The sequence below is a fragment of the Stenotrophomonas sp. 93052_Sma genome, from assembly GCF_056481145.1.
On sequence record NZ_CM151134.1, the window covers coordinates 3,575,546 to 3,593,941 of the forward strand.

Here is an 18,396-nt window from a genome sequence, read left to right on the forward strand (position 1 = left end):
GCTCAGGGCGCAGGACCCGCCTCTTCCTGTCCGGCGTCATCCCGTGTTTCCACGCTGCGCCCATGCAGGCGCCGCCAGATCCAGCGCAGGGCATGCGGCGGCGCCGAAGGCAACTGTTCAAGCAGGGCCAGCATGCGGCTCTGGCTGGCATGTCCGTGCCGGCACAGCAGGCTGGCCGCTGCGGCCGCGCTGGCCAGGCGCAGGCTGTCGGCCAGCGGGCCATCCGCCTCGGGCGCCAGCGCCTGGTGCACCGGCTCTGGCAGCTCCCAGGCCGCAGCCACGCGTTGCGCCAACGGCAGTGACCACTGCTGGAGCAGCTGCAGCGCCAGCGCCGGCTCCACCGTTTCATCTCGTGCCTGCGCTTCCTGCAGCAGCTGGCGCATCACCAGCGCGGCCCCCAGCCCCTGTACCAGGCCCAGCCACTGGGCGGCGAAGGCATCGCCGAAAGTGACCGTGCGCGCGTGGTCAGCGGCTGCGCGCGAGGCCAGCAGTGCGTGCTCCCAGATGATCGTGCTGAACTGCGGGAACACCTCGCACTGCACCTGCATCACCGGCTGCACCAGAACTGCGCTGATGATCTGTCGCACGCCTTCGGTTCCGACCAGCGTCACCGCCCGCTGCAGGCTTTCCACCGGGCGCTCGTGCACCTTGTAGGCCGGGCTGTTGGCGATGCGCAGCAGGTTGCCGGTCAGCACCGGGTCCTGGCCGATGATCGCCGCCATCACCCGCGCCGACGCAGCATCGTCGTTGACCGTCTGGATCAGCTGCGGCAGCAGTTGCGGGCGGCGCGGCAGCTGACGGGCCGCCCAGTCCCGGTCCTGCAGCGCGCGCGCCACCGCCTCGCCCAACCCCGCGGCCTGCACCGCCGTGGATTCACCGGCCAGGCGCGGGTACAGGGCCAGTGCATGCAGGCCACGCTGCAGATGTGCAGCGATCTCGGCCGAGGGCAGAGCCGCGCCCTGCAGGCTGGCCGCAGCCGCCGCCACCGCCTGCCGCGACGCCGCCGCCAACCGGGACGGTGCCGTCCCGGTCGAGCGCGCCAGCCAGCCACGCAGTGATCGCCACCAGGCCGGCGTCATCGCCGCCCGCCCTGTCGTTGTGGTGCCCTTGCCGTCACTGACCGCCCTGCCTCTTCACGCGAATCCGGCCACCCGCCGTCGTCGCAGCATCGGCCGAACTTTCATCTTCTTTAACCGGAAGGCCACCGATGTCGACGGCACCGGCCGGGGGAATGGACTAGAATGGCGCCGCGCGACCCGTCCCCCTGCACCGACGACGTCGCTTTTTTTGTTTTGGGACCCTACCGTTCACTGGCCGTTCGCTGCAGTTCGCCGCTGATCGCGCCATCGGAGACGCCATGCTATTCGAAACCCTCGCCACCACCGGCCACGAACAGGTGGTGTTCTGCCACAACCACGACGCCGGCCTGAAGGCGATCATCGCCATCCACAACACCACCCTCGGCCCGGCCCTGGGCGGCGTGCGCATGCGCCCCTACGCCAGCACCGACGAGGCGCTGGCCGATGCGCTCCGGCTGAGCCGGACGATGACCTACAAGAATGCACTGGCCGGCCTGAACGTGGGTGGCGGCAAGGCGGTGATCATCGGCGACCCCAAAGTGGACAAGACCGAGGTGCTGTTCCGTGCCTTCGGCCGCTATGTCGATTCGCTGGGCGGGCGCTACATCACCGCCGAGGACGTCGGAACCGACGTCAACGACATGGAGAACATCTACCTGGAAAGCCAGTTCGTGACCGGCGTGCACCAGGTCCATGGTGGCTCCGGCGATCCCGCCCCGTTCACCGCCTACGGTGCGCTGCAGGCACTGATGGCGTCGATGCGCTTCAAGTTCGGCCATGAGGAAGTGGGCAAGACCAGCATCGCCGTGCAGGGCCTGGGCCACATCGGCATGGAACTGGTGAAGCTGCTGCGCGACCGCGGTGCCAAGCTGTACGTCACCGACCTGGACAGCGCGCTGGTTGATCGCGCGGTCAGCGATTTCGGCGCCGAAGCAGTCAAGCCGGATGAGATCCACGAGGTGAACGCCGACGTGTTCGCACCGTGCGCGCTGGAAGGTGCGATCAACGCCGACACGCTGCCGCGGATCAAGGCGAAGATCATCTGCGGCACCGCCAACAACCAGCTGTCGAGCCTGGAAATCGGCGACGAGCTGCATGCGCGCGGCATCCTGTATGCGCCGGACTATGCAGTCAACGCCGGTGGCGTGATGAACGTGTCGCTGGAGATCGACGGTTACAACCGCGAACGCGCAATGCGCCTGATCCGCAGCATCTACCACAACCTCACCCGCATCTTCGAACTGTCGCAGCGCGAGAACATCGCGCCGCAGCGTGCCGCCGACCGCATCGCCGAAAGCCGCATCCTGTCGATCGGCAAGCTGAAGATGCCGCTGGGCCGCAGCACCCCGCGCCTGGGCAACCTGCGCGGCGGTTGAACCTGCCGATGTCGCGCCGGGCATGACCCGGCGCGAGCCGTCCTTCAGAAGCCGGTGCTGTAGCGCAAGGCGGCCTGCCGCGCACCTTCGCCACCAACACGCTGGTCGAAGCCCAGGCTCAGGCGGCCATTGCGGCCCCACCACGATTCCAGCGCCACGCCGATCAGCGCACTGCCGCGCGGCGCGTTCCAGCCCGCCAACGGCGCCCAGGCATCGACGCCGACGAAGCTGGCCTGCCAGTCCGCATCCGCACCATCAAGCCGTTGCTGCCATTCGGCATGCCCACGCAGCGTCCAACGCCCCCAGCCGCGCTCGCCGCGGATACCGGCCAGCATCTGGCTGCGCTGCACGCGGTTGGCATCGCCCCGCAGGCCGAAACCAAAGCCGCCGAGTTCATTGAAGGCGTCGGTCTCCACACGCGTGGTGCTGGCACCGACGTAGGGCGTCATCGATGCGCCCGCACGCCCCAGCCGGTACCCGCCCTCCACGCTGGCACTGCTGAAACGGCCGCCGTACCGCGCGGAGACGCCATAGGCACCCGCACCGAGCAGCAGCTGACGATCCAGCGCGCGGGTGAACTGACCGCTGCCCACCTGGGCCAGCGCGTAGCCACGCCCCAGATTCCAGCCGGCGTACAGCTGCGCCTGCGCCTGGCGATCACGCCCACGATCGCCGCCGAAACTGCTGCCACCATTGCTGCGGGTCTCACCAAACGCCACGCCCATCAGGCCGTTGCTGCCCAGTGGCAGATCCTGGCCGGCCATCCAGCCCCGGCTGTCGGCAGCGTTGCCGGCAAAGCTGCCCTGCCCCGCCTCACCCAGCGCGCTCTGCCAGCTCCCGCGCAGGCGCGGTGCGGCCTGTACACGATCAAAGCGCTCGGCGATCGCACGCCGCGACATGTCGATGCTGTCGAAGGTCGCTGCTTCGGCTCGCGCATGCGCTTGACCGGACAGGCTCTGCAGGCTGGCGGCCAGGCCCTGCGGGCCACCGCCGGTCCACTGCAGGGCACCGGCCGCTGCACCAAAGGCCGATCCCTGCAGGCCTGTGTTTTTGTCCAGCGCTGCGAATGCACCTTCCAGGCGCTGTGCTGCCACCTGGGCGGACGCCCCCAGCCCGCTGGCCGCTGCGGTGACGCTGACCTGGGTCAGGTTCAACCACGCGTTGTTGCTGTCATAGCCGTAGCTGCTCTGCAGCAACGACAGGCCCTGCAGGCCACTGGAGGTAGCCGGCGTACTGAAGGTGCCGCTGAGTCCGCCTGCCGCATGGATCAGGTCCTGCCGGCTGCCGTTCTGTGGCACGTAGCCGGAAACGAAGCCATGCACGCGCACGCCACCGTCGATGGCGGCATTGCCGGTCACCTGCAGCGCATTGGCACCGAGCGCGATCATCAGCTGGCCACCTGCCTGCTGGGTGTAGTTGCCCTCGATGGTGCCGGTGGTGTTGCCGGTGGTGAGGAATACGCTGCTGCCGTTGACCACATTGCCGATCACGCGGGGCGTGCCGCCATTGAACTGCAGGCCGGTCGAATCCGGATCGGACTGGCCGAGGATGGTCACGTTGGAACGGATCACGCCACCGTTCTGCAGCGACAGGATGCCGCGTTCGATGCGGGTGGCACCGGTGTAGCTGTTGTTGCCGGTCAGCACCAGGGTGCCCCCGCCCTGCTTGACCAGCCCGCCGCTGCCGACGATATCGTTGCGCCACGCCGAGCCGGTCGAGGCCAGATCCACGTTGGCGACCACATCACCCCAGTCGAAACGACCCGGACCGTTGATCGCACGACCGATGTCGAGCAGGCCGTAGCCGAACACCGGATCCACGCCCGGCGCACCGATGTCCTTGGCGGTACCCAGCAGGGTCTGCCGCACCAGATCGTTGCTGAAGTACGGGAAGCGCTCCCAGACCAGCGCCGCCGCACCGGAAATCAAGGGCGCCGCGAATGACGTGCCGTAGTTCCAGTAGTAGCTGCCACCGTTGGCATCGGGGTAGACCGCGCTGCCGGGCGCCGCCAGGCAGTAGCGGGCCGCCTGGCCACAGGCATTGGCATAGCTGGCCAGCGTACCGGGCGCATACGGATCCACGGCGGTGGCCACCAGCCAGCCGCGCTCCAGGTCGGCAGCCGGCAGCGTGCCGGCCACGCCCTGCTGGCTGGGCAGTGCGGCCAGGCTGCTCGGCTCGCTGCGGCCATCATTGCCCGCGGCGAACACCACCAGCCCGCCATGGCTGATCACGAAGGGGCGATATTCGGCGGCCACCTGCGCGGTGGTCGGCAGATCGGTCCAGTACAGGCCGCCCCACGAATTGTTCATCACCTTCACGTTGTAGCTGATCAGGTCCTGGTGGACCTGCGCCACGCCCAGCGGGCCGCTGAAGGAATTGCCCTTGCCGCTGCCGTCATCGACGGGCGGCTTGTCGGCAATGATCCGTGCCGACACGATCTGCGCCTTTGGCGCGATGCCACCCGGCCAGGAGCCCGTTGCCGCGCCGGCGGCGAGGCTGGCCACGGCGGTGCCGTGGCCGACCACATCATCGACACCCAGATTGTTCCTGGCCGGATCGATGTAGTTGAGGTTGGCCAGCACCCGGCCATTCAACGCCACCGCATTGCGCTGCACGCCGGAGTCGACGATGCCGATGCGCACGTTCTGGCCGGTCAGGCCGGCAGCCTGTGCGGCGCGCATTGGTGACTGACAGATGCGCGTCGAAGGCCGGCTCCTGCGGTTTGACCGGGGGCGGCGTCGTCGGTGGCGGGGTAGTCGGTGGCGGCGGTGGTGGCGGGGTATCGATGCGCACGTTGCCGCCCCCGCCACCTCCACCACAGGCCGTCAGCGCTACCGCCAGCGCGGTTCCCAGGGCAGACCTCACCATCATCGTGCGTTCCATCGATTCCTTCCCATGAACGTTGTCCTGCCTTCATCCCGGCAGGCGTGCGGCCGCGCCCAGCGGCGGCCCTCCCCGACCCTCTATACTTGGGTCGACCCCCACGCAGTCTGCCGGGAAACCGGGGCACATCCAACGGCCCCCGGTCTCCTTTCCGAACATTGCTTACGCATCAACGAGATTGCCATGTCCAACATCGTCATCGCCGCCGCCAAGCGCACCGCCATCGGCTCCTTCCTCGGCCAGTTCAACGGCGTGCCGACCCCGACCCTCGGCGCGGCCGCCATCGCTGCCGCCCTGGAACAGTCGGGCATCCCGGCCAGCGACGTTTCCGAAGTCCTCATGGGCTGCGTGCTGCCGGCCAACCTCGGCCAGGCGCCCGCCCGCCAGGCGGCGATCGCTGCCGGCATCCCGCTGTCGACCGGTGCCACCACGCTGAACAAGGTGTGCGGCTCGGGCATGAAGACCATCATGCTCGGTCATGACCTGATCAAGGCCGGTTCGGCCAGCATCGTTGTCGCCGGCGGCATGGAATCGATGTCCAACGCGCCGCACATGCTGCCGAACTCGCGCACCGGCAACCGCTTCGGCAACTTCCAGGCGGTCGATCACATGGCCCACGATGGCCTGGTCAACGCTTATGACGGCAAGGCGATGGGTGAATTCGCCGAATGCGCCGTGGACAAATACCAGTTCAGCCGCGAAGAGCAGGACGCCTACGCCATCGAATCGGTCAAGCGCGCAGGCGGCGCAGGCCAACGGTGCGTTCGCCGATGAAATCGTCGCGGTGAAGGTCGCCACCCGCAAGGGCGAGGTCGAGGTCGCCACCGACGAGCAGCCGGGCCGCTCGGACATCGCCAAGATCCCGACCCTGCGCCCGGCCTTCAAGAAGGACGGCAGCGTCACCGCCGCCAGTTCCTCCAGCATCTCCGACGGCGCTGCTGCAGTGGTCCTGCTGACCGAGGAAGATGCAGCCGCTCGCGGCATCACCCCGCTGGCCCGCATCGTCGGCCACGCGACCCATTCGCAGGAACCGGAGTGGTTCACCACCGCCCCGATCGGCGCGCTGCACAAACTGCTGGACAAGACCGGCTGGTCGCTGGACCAGGTCGATCTGTTCGAGATCAATGAAGCCTTCGCCGTGGTGGCGATGGCGCCGATGCGCGAACTGGGCATTCCGCACGACAAGCTCAACGTGAATGGCGGCGCCTGCGCGCTGGGCCATCCGATCGGTGCCTCCGGTGCACGCCTGGTGGTGACCTTGGTCAACGCCCTGCGCACGCGCGGTGGCAAGCGCGGCATTGCCACCCTGTGCATCGGCGGTGGCGAAGCAACGGCTATCGCCATCGAATTGATTTAAATGGGTTTAACGATGATTTCGCAAAAATGAATGCGGGATCGCTTGACACCCAATCTTGGCTTGTCATCATGTTGTCGGCGCGCAGCATGCGCGTTGCCTAATTCTAACGACGAGGATTCACACAATGAGCATCAACAAGCTGCTGGTCGCGATGTCCCTGGCTCTGGCCCTGGCCGCCTGCTCGAAGCAGGAAGCTGCCCAGGACGCCGCTGCTTCGGCCAACGAAGCCGCCACCGAAGCCCAGGCTGCTGCCGACCAGGCCGCCGCTGCTGGCGCCCAGACCGCCGACGCTGCCCAGCAGGCCGCTGACACCGCCGCCACCGCTGCTGACGCTTCGGTTGACGCTGCTGCCCAGGCTGGCGCTGCTGCCACCGACGCCGCTGCCGGCGCCGCTGCTGACGCTGCCAAGGCTGCTGAAGGCACCGCTGAGAAGGCCAAGGACGCTGCTGAAGAAGCCAAGAAGTAATAACTTCTTTCTTCACGCTGTTCTGGAAAAGCCGCTGGTTCGCCAGCGGCTTTTTCTTTTTTCGAATGCGCGCGACTGAGCCGCTGCATCGCGACCCCGTCTTCACAACGGCATGAATAGGCTGGCGTCCCCATCCATTGCAGTACCGGAGACCGCCATGAAGATTCGTCCGATCACCACCACCCTGCTGGCCGCCTCCCTGCTGCTGGCCCTGGCCGCCTGCAAGGGCCCGGAAGCCGAACAGGCCAAGCAGGACGCACAGCAGGCTGCCGACAGCGCAGGCGCTGCCGCCCGTGACGCCGTGGACAAGGCCGCCGAAGCCACCCGCGACGCCGCCGACAAGACCGCTGCCGCGTCCGAGCAGGCCGCCGCCGATACCCAGCAGGCGCTGGACAAGGCTGCAGACGCCACCGCCAACGCCGCCGACAAGGCCAAGGACGCCGCAACCGATGCCGCCGCACATGCCAGCGACGCCACTGCGAACGCCGCACAGAAGGTCGCCGACAAGGCCCGCGATGTCGCCAATGACGCCAAGGCCAACGCCGCCAAGGAAGAAGCCAAGCACTAAGCCCTACCGGCAGCCGAGCATGGCCTCGGCGCTACAGGAAAAGCCGCGGCACTGCCGCGGCTTTTCTGCTTTTCGCTCTCTGCTCTTTCTGTTGATTCCGTGGTGGACGCGTACGGAAAGTGTCCACGGACGCGCGGGTAGGTTGCGCAGGGGCGTAAGCGCCATGGATGGCGCGCCCGAGCTTACATGGACGTACTTGCGACGTACTTGCAGCGCCCCCTGCGCGATCTACCGGCGCGGCCCACCCATCAGTATCAGCGCCCACCACGAGGGGCTCCGTCGTTGGCCGCCTCCTACGGCAGCGCGCGCGCCAGCATCGCCGTCAGCTCCACCCCCGCCGGCAGCGTCCCGAACGCCAGCCCGTGCTCCCCTTCCAGCCGGCTACGCACGAATGCCTCCGCCATCGGGCTGCGCGCACGCAGCAGCAGCGCCGCCTGCAGCAGCAGCGCAGTGCGCTCGCAGAACAGCCGCGCCTGCGCTTCCTCCGGTGGCGGTGCCGCTGCCCAACGCTGCAATGCCGCTGCATAGCGCCCATCACGGTCAGCCACCGATGCCAGCTCACCGCGCAGCGCCGCCATCGCCTCCGGTTCACGCGCCAGCGCACGCAGCACATCCAGGCACTGGATGTTGCCGCTGCCCTCCCAGATCGAATTCAACGGTGCCTGCCGGTACAGGCGCGGCAGCATCGACTCCTCCACGTAGCCCGCACCGCCCAGGCATTCCTGCGCTTCATTGACGAAGGCGGGCGCGCTTGCACAGCCAGTACTTGCCCAGTGCCGTCCCCAACCGCGCCATCGCGGCTTCATTGGCATCCACACCGGCGCGATCCACCGCCGCGCGATCCGCATCGCCAACACCGTGGCCGCTTCCGACTCCAGCGCCAGATCAGCCAGCACGTTGGTCATCAGCGGGTGCTCGACCAGCAGCTTGCCGAAGGTACGTCGATGACGTGCGTGGTGCAGCGCCTGCGCCAGCGCCATGCGCATCTCCGCCGCTGCACCCAGCATGCAGTCCAGGCGGGTCATCATCACCATGCCGATGATGGTGGCCACGCCGCGCCCCTCTTCGCCCACGCGCCATGCCTGTGCGCCGCAGAACTCGACCTCACTGGAAGCGTTGGCCCAATCGCCGAGCTTGTCCTTCAGCCGCATCAACCGGAACGCATTGCGGTCACCATCGGCCAGCCGGCGCGGCATCAGCAGGCAGGTCAGGCCTCCCGGCGCCTGCGCCAGCACCAGGAAGCCATCGCACATCGGTGCGGAAAAGAACCACTTGTGGCCGACCAGACGGTAACGCTCGCCATCGATCGGTTCGGCGCGCGTACTGTTGGCACGGACATCCGAGCCGCCTTGCTTCTCGGTCATGCCCATGCCCAGGGTGATGCCGGCCTTGTCCGCCACCGGCACGTCGCGCGGGTCATAGACCGGCGCAGCGGCCTTGCGCGCCCACTCGGCCAGATGCGGCTGCAAATGCAGTACCGCCACCGCTGCATGGGTCATGGTCAACGGGCAGCTGGTGCCCGCCTCTGCCTGGTGATGCAGGTAGCTCAACACCGCACGTGCCACGTGTGCGCCGGGCTGCGGCTCATGCCAGGACAATCCAGCGACGCCGTGCGATTTTGCCGTGTCCATCAACTGGTGATAGGCCGGATGGAACTCCACGGTGTCGATGCGATGGCCCTGTGCATCATGCGTGCGCAGTCGCGGACGATCACGGTTGGCATCGAAGCCCAGCCGGTACAGTTCATCACCGGCGAGTGCACCATAGACACCCAGTCGCGGCGCGAAGCTCGCGGCGCCTTCGCGCTGTACGGCCTCCATCAGCGCCACGTCGTCGGTCCACAACTGTCGCCCTGCGAACGGCGGCGGCTGGTTCAACACCACATGGGTTTCATACGGTGCGTTGCTGCTGAAGCTGGGTCCACTCATCCGGTCCATCCTGGCGGCAAGAGGTCTGCGGCCCGATTGTGCCGCATCGCCTGCCAAGCCCGTGTTCAGGCCGGTTCTCACCCTCTGCACGAGACGCAGGCCACAGTGACCGCATGGCAGGCAACGACGATCTGGTGGTGCTGCGCCCGGAGGGGCTGTACTGCGCCGCCGGCGATTTCCATATCGACCCGTGGCGACCGGTAGCGCGCGGTCATCACCCATGGCCACGGCGACCATGCCCGCCCGGGCATGGGGGAGTACCACTGCAGCGAAGGCAGCCTGCCGATCCTGCGCTGGCGCCTGGGTGACGTGCCGGTGCAGGCGCATGCCGAGGGTGTGCCGTTCCGCCTGGGGCAGGTGCAGGTATCGCTGCATCCGGCCGGCCACGTACTCGGTTCGTCACAGGTACGCATCGACGACGGGCAGCAGGTATGGGTAGCCTCCGGCGACTACAAGCGACAGCCTGATCCGACCTGCACACCGTTCGAAGTGGTGCCCTGCGATACCTTCATCACTGAAGCTACGTTCGCACTGCCGATCTACCGCTGGCCGGACACGCCGGCGGTGGCTGCAGAGATCGTGGCGTGGCGCCGCGAATGCGAACAACGTGGCGAAGCCGCGATCCTGCTGTGCTACGCATTGGGCAAGGCACAGCGGGTGCTGGCCGAGCTGCTGCCGCTGGACGATCGACCAGCCTGGCTGCACGGCGCCATCGCCAATGGCGTGGCGGTGTACCGGCAGGCCGGGGTGCCGATGCTGGAGACGCTCACCGTGGCCGAGCAGGGCCGCCAGCCTGATGCCGCCGGCCAGCTGATCCTCGCGCCGCCGTCGGCTGCGGGTACGCCCTGGATGCGCCGCTTCGGCCGCCACCAGCTGGGCTTCGCATCCGGCTGGATGCAGCTGCGCGGCAATCGGCGGCGCCGCAATGTCGATCGCGGTTTCGTCATGTCCGATCACGCCGATTGGCCAGCACTGCTGCAGACCATCGAACAGACAGGCGCGCAGCGGGTGATCGCTACCCATGGCAATACCGATGCGTTGATTCCGTTCCTGCGCGAACGCGGCGTGGCTGCCGAAGCCTTCCGCACCGATTTCGGGAGCGAGGAATGAAGGCCTTCGCTGCGCTCTACCAGCGCCTGGACCGCAGCACGGCTACGCTGGACAAGCGTGCAGCCCTGGTCGACTACTTCCGCCAGGCGCGCGCACGATGCGGCATGGGCGATGTACCTGCTCAGCGGTGGCAAGGTGGGCGGCGCACGCCGGAAGATCGCCGCCAGCGGCGAACTGCGCGGCTGGATTGCCGAAGAATCCGGCTTGCCCCCCTGGTTGGTGGAAGACAGCTATGCGCAGGTGGGTGACCTGGCCGAAACGCTGACCCTGCTGCTGGATGATCCATCGCAGCCAGCCGCCGACCGCCCGTTGGCTGATTGGATCGAACAGCATCTGCTGGCCGTGGCCAACCAACCCGAGGCAGTACGCCGCGCTGCGGTCGTCGCCGGGTGGCGGCAGCTGTGCAGCAGCGAACGCCTGGTGTTCAACAAGCTGCTGACCGGCGCCCTGCGCGTTGGCGTTTCGCAGCGACTGGTACAGCAGGCACTGGCGGAATGGTCCGGCCTGGACATCGCACGCATCGCCCAGCGCATGCTCGGCGAGTGGGTCCCCTCGCCCGGGCTGCTGGCTCAACTGCTGTCACCGGACGAGCTGCCGTCCGACCGCCAGCAGCCCTACCCCTTCTTCCTCGCCTCCCCTCTGGAAGGCGATCCTGCCAAACGCCTCGGCGCGATCGACGACTGGCTGCTGGAATGGAAATGGGATGGCATACGCCTGCAGCTGCTGCGCCGGCGTGGCGAAGTCGCGCTGTGGTCCCGTGGCGAGGAACGACTGGATGGCCGCTTCCCCGAGATCGAGCACGCCGCGATGGCGTTGCCGGAGGGCTGCGTGCTGGACGGAGAGCTGCTGGCCTGGGACGAAACCGCCAACCTGCCGCGCGCATTCACCGCCCTGCAGACCCGCATCCAGCGTCGCAAGCCAGGAGCAGCGACTCTGCGCAACACGCCGGTACGCGTGCTCGCCTATGACCTGCTGGAGCACGACGGCGCGGACCTGCGTGAGCTGCCGTTGCAGGAACGGCGTACGCGACTTGCCGCGGTCATCGGTGCACTGGACGATGTGCGGATCCAGCTGTCGCCCGACGTTGCCGCCGTCGACTGGGCGCAGGCGGCGGCGATGCGCGATGTGGCACGCGAACGTGGCGTGGAAGGGCTGATGCTGAAACGACGCGGCTCACCCTACCTGGCTGGGCGACGCCGCGGTGACTGGTGGAAATGGAAGGTCGATCCGCTCACCATCGATGCGGTGCTCCTGTACGCACAGGCTGGCCATGGGCGGCGCAGCACGCTGTACACCGACTACACCTTCGGCGTCTGGGACGGCGACACGCTGGTGCCGGTGGCCAAGGCGTATTCGGGCTTGGACGACAAGGAGATCCTCGCGCTTGACCGCTGGATCCGCGCCAACACCCGTGAACGTTTCGGGCCGGTGCGCAGCGTACGCGCCGAACAGGTGTTCGAGCTGGGTTTCGAAGCGGTCAACCGCAGCAGCCGGCACAAATCGGGGATCGCCGTGCGCTTTCCGCGCATCCTGCGCTGGCGCCACGACAAGCCTGCCAGCGAGGCCGATCAGCTGGCCAGCCTGCAGGCGCTGGCGCGATGACCCGCAGCCAGGCACTGCGCCGGCTGGAAGACTGGTTCGCGGCACGCGGCTGGCGCTCACTGCCCTTCCAGCGCGCGATGTGGCGCCACTACCTGGCCGGCGAATCCGGGTTGCTGCATACGCCCACGGGCAGCGGCAAGACGCTGGCGATGTTCGGCGGGCCGTTGCTGCAGGCGCTGATCGATCCACCGCCCTCGCCACGCCGCGCCAGTGCGGTGCGCCCATTGCAGGTGCTGTGGGTAACGCCCTTGCGCGCGTTGGCCAGTGATACCGCACGCGCGCTCCAGGCCGTCGTCGACGGCTTGGGACTGGGATGGCGTGTCGGCCTGCGCAGCGGTGACGCCAGCAACCGCGAGCGGCGCCAGGCCCGCGAAGGCCGCATCGACGTACTGGTCACCACGCCCGAATCACTGGCGCTGCTGCTGAGCTATCCGGATACGTTGCCGCGCATGCGCCAGCTGCGCTGCGTGGTGGTGGACGAATGGCATGAGCTGCTGGGCAACAAGCGCGGTGTGCTGCTGCAGTTGAACCTGGCGGTGTTGCGCGAAGCTGCGCCTGCAGTGCAGCTGTGGGGGCTTTCGGCCACGCTGGGCAACCTGGATGAGGCGCGCGACGTGCTGCTGCCCGGACAGCCCGACGCGCCGATCGTGCAGGGCGTGCGCCCGCGCGCGATCAGCGTGCGCAGCCTGCTGCCGGAACCCGGCGAACGTTTTCCGTGGGCCGGGCATCTGGGCCTGGCGCAGCTGCCGCGGGTGCTGGACGCGTTGATGCGGGCACGCAGCAGCCTGTTGTTCACCAACACCCGTGCGCAGGCAGAACTGTGGCATCAGGCGCTGGCCGCGGTCTGGCCGGAAGCCCCGGACACGCTTGCGCTGCACCATGGCTCGCTGGATCCAGCGCTGCGCCAGCAGGTCGAGGATGGCCTGCGCGCGGGCGCGCTGCGCTGCGTGGTTGCCACCTCCAGCCTCGACCTCGGCGTGGACTTCCCCGAGGTTGAGCAGGTACTGCAGCTGGGCAGCCCGAAGGGCGTGGCCCGCCTGCGCCAACGCGCGGGACGTGCGCGTCACCGCCCGGGTGCCAGCGGTTCCATCCTGTGCGTGCCCAGCCATGCACTGGAGCTGGCCGAATACGCCGCGGTGCGCCGTGCATTGGCCCAAGGCGTGGTCGAAGCGCGCAGGCCGCCGACGCTGTCGCTGGATGTGCTGGCCCAGCATGCGGTCAGCCGCGCGCTGGCCGGTGGCTTCGACAGCGATGCGCTGCTGGCGCAGGTACGGCGTACCCATGCCTTTGCGTCGCTCGGCGAAGACCAGTGGCAGGCCGTGCTGACGTTCATCGTGCAGGGTGGCCAGGCCCTGGCCCAGTACCCCGATTTCCACAAGGTCGTGCGTGATGCCGACGGCTACTACCGGATGCACGATCGCCGCCAGGTACTGCGCCATCGGCTGTCGATCGGCACCATCAGCAGCGATGGCAGCGTGCGCGTGCAGTTCCTGCGCGGTGGTGGCCTGGGTGCCGTGGAGGAACAGTTCGCCAGCCGCCTGCGTCGCGGCGACCGTTTCCAGTTCGCCGGGCGCCTGCTGGAACTGGTGCAGCTGCGCGACATGACCGCCTTCGTGCGGCTGGCACGAGGGCGCGGTGATGGTGTGGTGCCGCGCTGGCAGGGAGGCCAGTTGCCACTGTCGATGCCGCTCGGCCGCGAGCTGGAGTGGGTACTGTCCGGCGCCGACGACAGTGCCGAATCACGCTGGTTGTCCTCCTTGCTGGCACTGCAGCAGCAGTTGTCGGCGCTTCCCGGCCCAGAGCATCTGCTGGTGGAAGAGGTGCGGCGCCGCGACGGCCAGTTCCTGTTCGTCTACCCTTTTGCCGGCCGTCACGTGCACGAGGCGCTGGCCGCCTTGCTGGCACTGCGCTGTACCCGCCGGCAGCGCAACAGCATCGGCTACGCGGTGAACGATCATGGCCTGGTGCTGGCACCGGCGCAGGCGATCGAACTGGATGCGGCGCAATGGCGAGCATTGTTCACCGCCGATCAGCTGCTGGACGATCTGCGTGCCGCGGTGAACCTGGGCGAGCTGGCGCGCCGCCAGTTCCGTGGCATCGCACGCGTAGCAGGCCTGCTGGTCCCCAGCCTGCCCGGCGGTATGCCGCGGTCGCTGCGCCAGCTGCAGGCCTCGGCAGGCCTGCTCTACGACGTACTGCGCGAGCATGACCCCGGCCACCTGCTATTGGCATTGGCCGAACGCGAAGTGCTGCACGACAGCCTGGATCTGCCTGGACTACAGCAGGTCCTGGCAAGGATCGGCATGCAGGTCCTCTCCGTGCAGCACCCGACATCACTCACGCCACTGGGCTTCCCGTTATGGGCCGAACGCCTGCGCGGGCAGTTCAGCAACGAGGACTGGCGCACCCGCGTGCAACGCGCGGCCCAGCAGCTGGAGCGCCGCCATGGCCGATGAACTGCCGCTGCTGCGCGCCGGCGAATCGCTGATTCTGCTTGGCGCGCGTGCGCTGTACTGGCCCGCGCGGCAGGCGCTGTTGATCGCCGACCTGCACCTGGGCAAGGCCGATGTATTCCGCCGCGCCGGCATCGCATTGCCCAGCGGCGGCACCGGCGAAGACCTGCAACGCCTGCAGGGGCTGCTGGACAGGCATGCCTGTCGCGAGCTGTGGATTCTGGGTGACATCCTGCATGGACCGGCGCATCGCGCTGCGTGGTACCAGCAATGGCTTGCATGGCGCGAACGCAATGCTTCGCTGGACGTGCATGTCCTGCGTGGCAATCACGACCGCCAGCTGCCGCATGCTCAGTTGCAGGTACAGATCCACGATGAAGTACGGCTGCAGCCGTTCCTGCTTCGCCATGAGCCGATGCCCGATGCAGAGCTGCATGTGATCGCCGGGCATCTGCATCCGCAGGTCGCCTTGCCGCCATTGCGACGGCGCTTCCCCGCGTTCTGGCTGCGTGAGCGGATGACGGTGCTGCCGGCCTTCTCCGCGTTCACTGCCGGCATCGTGCCCGTGCCCGCCCGCGGTGAGCAAAGGGTCGCCTGCGTGGAAAACGGCCTGGTGCAACTGCCGGTGGCTTGAATCAGGCCGGACGAATGCCCAGCTGCGGCATCAACTGGAAATCAGGCGTGTCACCCTCACGTCGTCGCGGCAACGCCTGGATCGCCGCCAGCATTTCCTGCGCGCAGGTGCGGATGCGTGCGTGGTGCTCCGGCGATGCATGACTGATCAGGCTGCCCACATGGAATTCAAACACGTCCTCCAGTACGTCGGGCTGGTCCTCGTGCAGCATCTGCAACAGTCCGCGCAGCTTGCAGATTTCCGATTCCAGCTCCTCGACCGCGAACAACATGGCGTCCTCCTCTTCAACAACAGGCGGCACGTCCGGGCCGCAACAGGCCGCAACGGCAGCGCCGCCCGGGCCACGCGCGATGTTGATCACGGAAATGAAAACGGGCGACGCGCAATCGCGTGCAATCTACTTCTCGCATATCCACGGTGAGGCAACCGTTAATTCACGTGACGGCGTGCTTCACGCCGTTGCCGCGGCCACGTGCGCGCGAGGTGGTTCGGCGGCTCTGGCCAGCGCGTCGATGAATGCCGGATCCAGCGCAAGCGAACCGAACCAGCCGTGCTGGGTGCCACTGAGCACGCGCAGCATGTGGCCACGGCCACCGGGCAGGCGCCCCATCGGGCCCAGCAGCACGTCACGCGCCTTCGCCCAGGCGTCGCGGTCGGACTGGAACAACGGCGTCAGCCAACGACTCCAGCGCTGGTACACCGCAACGTGTGCCCTGCGTTGCGCCTGGTAGGCCTGCAGCGCGACCGTGCTGCCGCCGTAGGTGCGCACCGCATCGCGCAGCGCCAGCGCATCGAGCAGCGCCATGTTCACGCCCTGCCCCAGCTGCGGGCTCATCGCATGCGCGGCATCACCGGCCAGCACCATGCGGCCGTGGTGCCAGCGCGTCATCACCGCATCACGGTAGACCGCGCGCCAACTGGCCGGCATCACGCAGATGGGCGAAGCGCGCACTGGCCTGCGGCCACAGTGCATGCAGTTCATCCAGCCAGGGCGTCATGCCATCGGCCTGCCAGCGTTCGAAGTCGGCGCGTGGCAGGCTCCAGAAGAAACTCAGGCGCGGCGTGTCATCACCGGGGCGCGTGCCGACCGGCAGCAGTCCGATCATCTTGCGCGCGGCCACGTAACGCTGCCGCAGCTCCTGCACGTGCGGCCAGTCCTCGGCCGGCAGCAGGCACCACAGCGCCCCCCACGGATACACGCGGTCCAGCCCGGCACCGCCGGCGATCGTGCCGCGCAGCGTCGACGCGGCGCCATCGGCGACCACCACCAGGTCGAACGGGCCATGCGTGCGCCCGTCGCTGTCGCGCAGACGGCCGTGTTCGGCATCCACCTCGGTAATGGTGGTACCGGCATGCAGCTGGCCCTCGCCTGCGCGCGCCTCGTCCAACAGCGAGAACAAGGCCCCGCGCTGCATGCCCAGGCCGTGCAGGCGCGCATCCAGTCCCTCGTAGCGCATGTCCATCACCGCGCGCTCGCACGGCGTGTCGCCATACAGGCGGTGCACCGGCGCGGCATGTGCGCGCACGGAATCAAGCAGGCCCATCTGCCACAGTACCTGCAGGCCGCTGGGCTGCAGCAGGAAACCGGCACCCACCGGCCCCGGCGTGGGCACGCGTTCGAAGATCTCCACCTCGTGGCCGTCACGGGTGAGCAGGATGGACACTGCCTGTCCAGCGGTGCCGTAGCCGATCACGGCGATGCGCAGTCGTTCCGTCATGGCCGCATTGTGCCCGAGGCGGGTGGATCGCGAGCGGGTCGCGGGCAATCCGCGCAAAAAAAACCCCGCCGAAGCGGGGTTTTCAACGCACTGTCGAGTGGATCACTCGGCCGGCGTGATGTTCGAAGCCTGGGCACCCTTCGGGCCCTGGGTCACGTCATAGGTGACACGCTGGCCTTCCTGCAGGCTGCGGAAGCCCTTGGAGTTGATGGCGGAGAAGTGCGCGAACACGTCGGCGCTGCCATCCTCCGGCGAGATGAAGCCAAATCCCTTGGCGTCGTTGAACCACTTGACGGTACCGTTCGGCATGGTGATGCGAGACCTTATGCAATGAATGGGTGGTGTACGCTGAACCCGCGCACAAGCTGAGTATGCAAAGCTTGCTCGGGGAAGACAATCACCCCCGTGCCAATTCGCCCACCAGTTCCGGAAGTCCGTTGCCGGCCGCCTGCACGTTGGCCAGCACTTCGGCCATCGTGATCTCCTCGCCATCACCACAGCCGGCAGCCCAGTTGGCGATGATCGCCAGGCAGGCGTAATCCAGCCCCAGCTCGCGTGCCAGGGCGGCTTCCGGCATGCCGGTCATGCCCACCAGATCGCAGCCGTCGCGGCGCATACGGGCGATTTCAGCGATGGTTTCCAGGCGCGGCCCCTGCGTTGCGCCGTAGCAGCCACCGTCATGGACCGTGACGCCGGTCACTTTGGCCGCCGCCAGGATCTTGCTGCGCAGCATTGGTGTGTACGGGTGGCCGAAATCAACGTGGACCACGTCGGTGCCTTCTTCCTCACAGATCGTGCTGATGCGGCCCCAGGTGTAGTCGATGATCTGGTCCGGGCAGGCCAGCACGCGCGGACCAAAGTGTTCGGTGATGCCCCCCACCGTGTTCAACGCCAGCACGCGCTGCGCGCCCAGCTGCTGCAGCGCGGCCAGGTTGGCGCGGTAGTTGATCTTGTGCGGCGGCAGCGAATGGCCTTCGCCATGCCGCGCCAGGAACGCCACGCGATGGCCGAGCAGCGTACCAACGCGCACCGGGCCCGACGGACGGCCGAAGCGGGTGTCGACCTCGTGGGTCTGCACGTCGTCAAGCTTGGCCAGGTTATAGACACCGGTACCGCCGATCACGGCCAGGGCGATCTGTTGCATTCGAAGCACTCCATGAAAAGACGAACGCCGGCACCCGAGGATGCCGGCGGCAGAAGAAGACACGCCGCGGGCGGCTGC

General features: G+C 67.9%; 10 protein-coding genes and 5 pseudogenes. 8 read left to right on the forward strand and 7 right to left on the reverse strand.

All coding sequences use genetic code 11. From position 1 onward, the window contains the following. Positions 1–2 precede the first annotated feature (2 nt). Positions 3–1,079, reverse strand: coding sequence for an HDOD domain-containing protein (locus tag ACZK2V_RS16870; protein WP_049421268.1), 1,077 nt, complete (start codon positions 1,077–1,079; stop codon positions 3–5). A gap of 278 nt (positions 1,080–1,357) precedes the next feature. Between ACZK2V_RS16870 and ACZK2V_RS16875 the strand changes: the two genes are divergently transcribed. Next, positions 1,358–2,455: a Glu/Leu/Phe/Val dehydrogenase dimerization domain-containing protein gene (locus ACZK2V_RS16875; protein WP_010482852.1), complete on the forward strand. Its 1,098-nt coding sequence runs from the start codon at positions 1,358–1,360 to the stop codon at positions 2,453–2,455. Between the two features lie 44 nt (positions 2,456–2,499). Here ACZK2V_RS16875 and ACZK2V_RS16880 read toward each other — a convergent pair. Then, positions 2,500–5,338, reverse strand: a pseudogene (locus tag ACZK2V_RS16880) (S8 family serine peptidase). Positions 5,339–5,521: 183 nt separating this feature from the next. On the opposite strand from ACZK2V_RS16880, the pseudogene ACZK2V_RS16885 reads away from it, so the two are divergent. The 3 genes and pseudogenes from ACZK2V_RS16885 (at position 5,522) to ACZK2V_RS16895 (ending at position 7,729) form a co-directional block, all read left to right on the forward strand. Continuing rightward, positions 5,522–6,695, forward strand: a pseudogene (locus ACZK2V_RS16885) (thiolase family protein). 124 nt (positions 6,696–6,819) lie between these two features. Beyond that, positions 6,820–7,161 carry a hypothetical protein gene (locus ACZK2V_RS16890; RefSeq protein ID WP_004153024.1) on the forward strand — a complete coding sequence of 114 codons (342 nt, stop codon included), beginning with the start codon at positions 6,820–6,822 and terminating at the stop codon, positions 7,159–7,161. A 157-nt stretch (positions 7,162–7,318) separates the two neighbouring features. Further along, positions 7,319–7,729: a hypothetical protein gene (locus tag ACZK2V_RS16895; protein ID WP_014647982.1), complete on the forward strand. Its 411-nt coding sequence runs from the start codon at positions 7,319–7,321 to the stop codon at positions 7,727–7,729. A 293-nt stretch (positions 7,730–8,022) separates the two neighbouring features. Here the strand turns inward: ACZK2V_RS16895 and ACZK2V_RS16900 are convergent, their stop codons facing one another. Further along, positions 8,023–9,657: an acyl-CoA dehydrogenase family protein gene (locus ACZK2V_RS16900; protein WP_486322605.1), complete on the reverse strand. Its 1,635-nt coding sequence runs from the start codon at positions 9,655–9,657 to the stop codon at positions 8,023–8,025. Positions 9,658–9,770: 113 nt separating this feature from the next. On the opposite strand from ACZK2V_RS16900, the pseudogene ACZK2V_RS16905 reads away from it, so the two are divergent. The 4 genes and pseudogenes from ACZK2V_RS16905 (at position 9,771) to pdeM (ending at position 15,456) form a co-directional block, all read left to right on the forward strand. After that, a pseudogene (locus ACZK2V_RS16905) lies at positions 9,771–10,767 on the forward strand (ligase-associated DNA damage response exonuclease). Next, positions 10,764–12,369, forward strand: a pseudogene (locus ACZK2V_RS16910) (ATP-dependent DNA ligase). Before ACZK2V_RS16905 ends, ACZK2V_RS16910 begins: the two co-directional pseudogenes overlap by 4 nt. Next, the gene (locus ACZK2V_RS16915) at positions 12,366–14,825 is read left to right on the forward strand and encodes a ligase-associated DNA damage response DEXH box helicase (protein WP_201117043.1); all 2,460 of its coding nucleotides are present in this window, start codon (positions 12,366–12,368) and stop codon (positions 14,823–14,825) included. The pseudogene ACZK2V_RS16910 and the gene ACZK2V_RS16915 overlap by 4 nt, the downstream one beginning before the upstream one ends. Next, on the forward strand, positions 14,815–15,456 hold the full coding sequence (pdeM, locus tag ACZK2V_RS16920; protein WP_032129346.1) for a ligase-associated DNA damage response endonuclease PdeM: 642 nt from the start codon (positions 14,815–14,817) through the stop codon (positions 15,454–15,456). Before ACZK2V_RS16915 ends, pdeM begins: the two co-directional genes overlap by 11 nt. Before the next feature lies 1 nt (position 15,457). Here pdeM and ACZK2V_RS16925 read toward each other — a convergent pair whose 3' ends face one another. From ACZK2V_RS16925 to ACZK2V_RS16940, 4 genes and pseudogenes are all read right to left on the reverse strand, one after another. Further along, entirely contained in the window at positions 15,458–15,727 is a 270-nt protein-coding gene (locus ACZK2V_RS16925) for a hypothetical protein (protein ID WP_049421261.1), read from the reverse strand. A gap of 180 nt (positions 15,728–15,907) precedes the next feature. Continuing rightward, a pseudogene (locus ACZK2V_RS16930) lies at positions 15,908–17,174 on the reverse strand (FAD-dependent oxidoreductase). Between the two features lie 102 nt (positions 17,175–17,276). After that, positions 17,277–17,483: a cold-shock protein gene (locus ACZK2V_RS16935; protein WP_005410590.1), complete on the reverse strand. Its 207-nt coding sequence runs from the start codon at positions 17,481–17,483 to the stop codon at positions 17,277–17,279. An 88-nt stretch (positions 17,484–17,571) separates the two neighbouring features. After that, entirely contained in the window at positions 17,572–18,318 is a 747-nt protein-coding gene (locus ACZK2V_RS16940; RefSeq protein ID WP_010482830.1) for an S-methyl-5'-thioinosine phosphorylase, read from the reverse strand. Positions 18,319–18,396 lie beyond the last annotated feature (78 nt).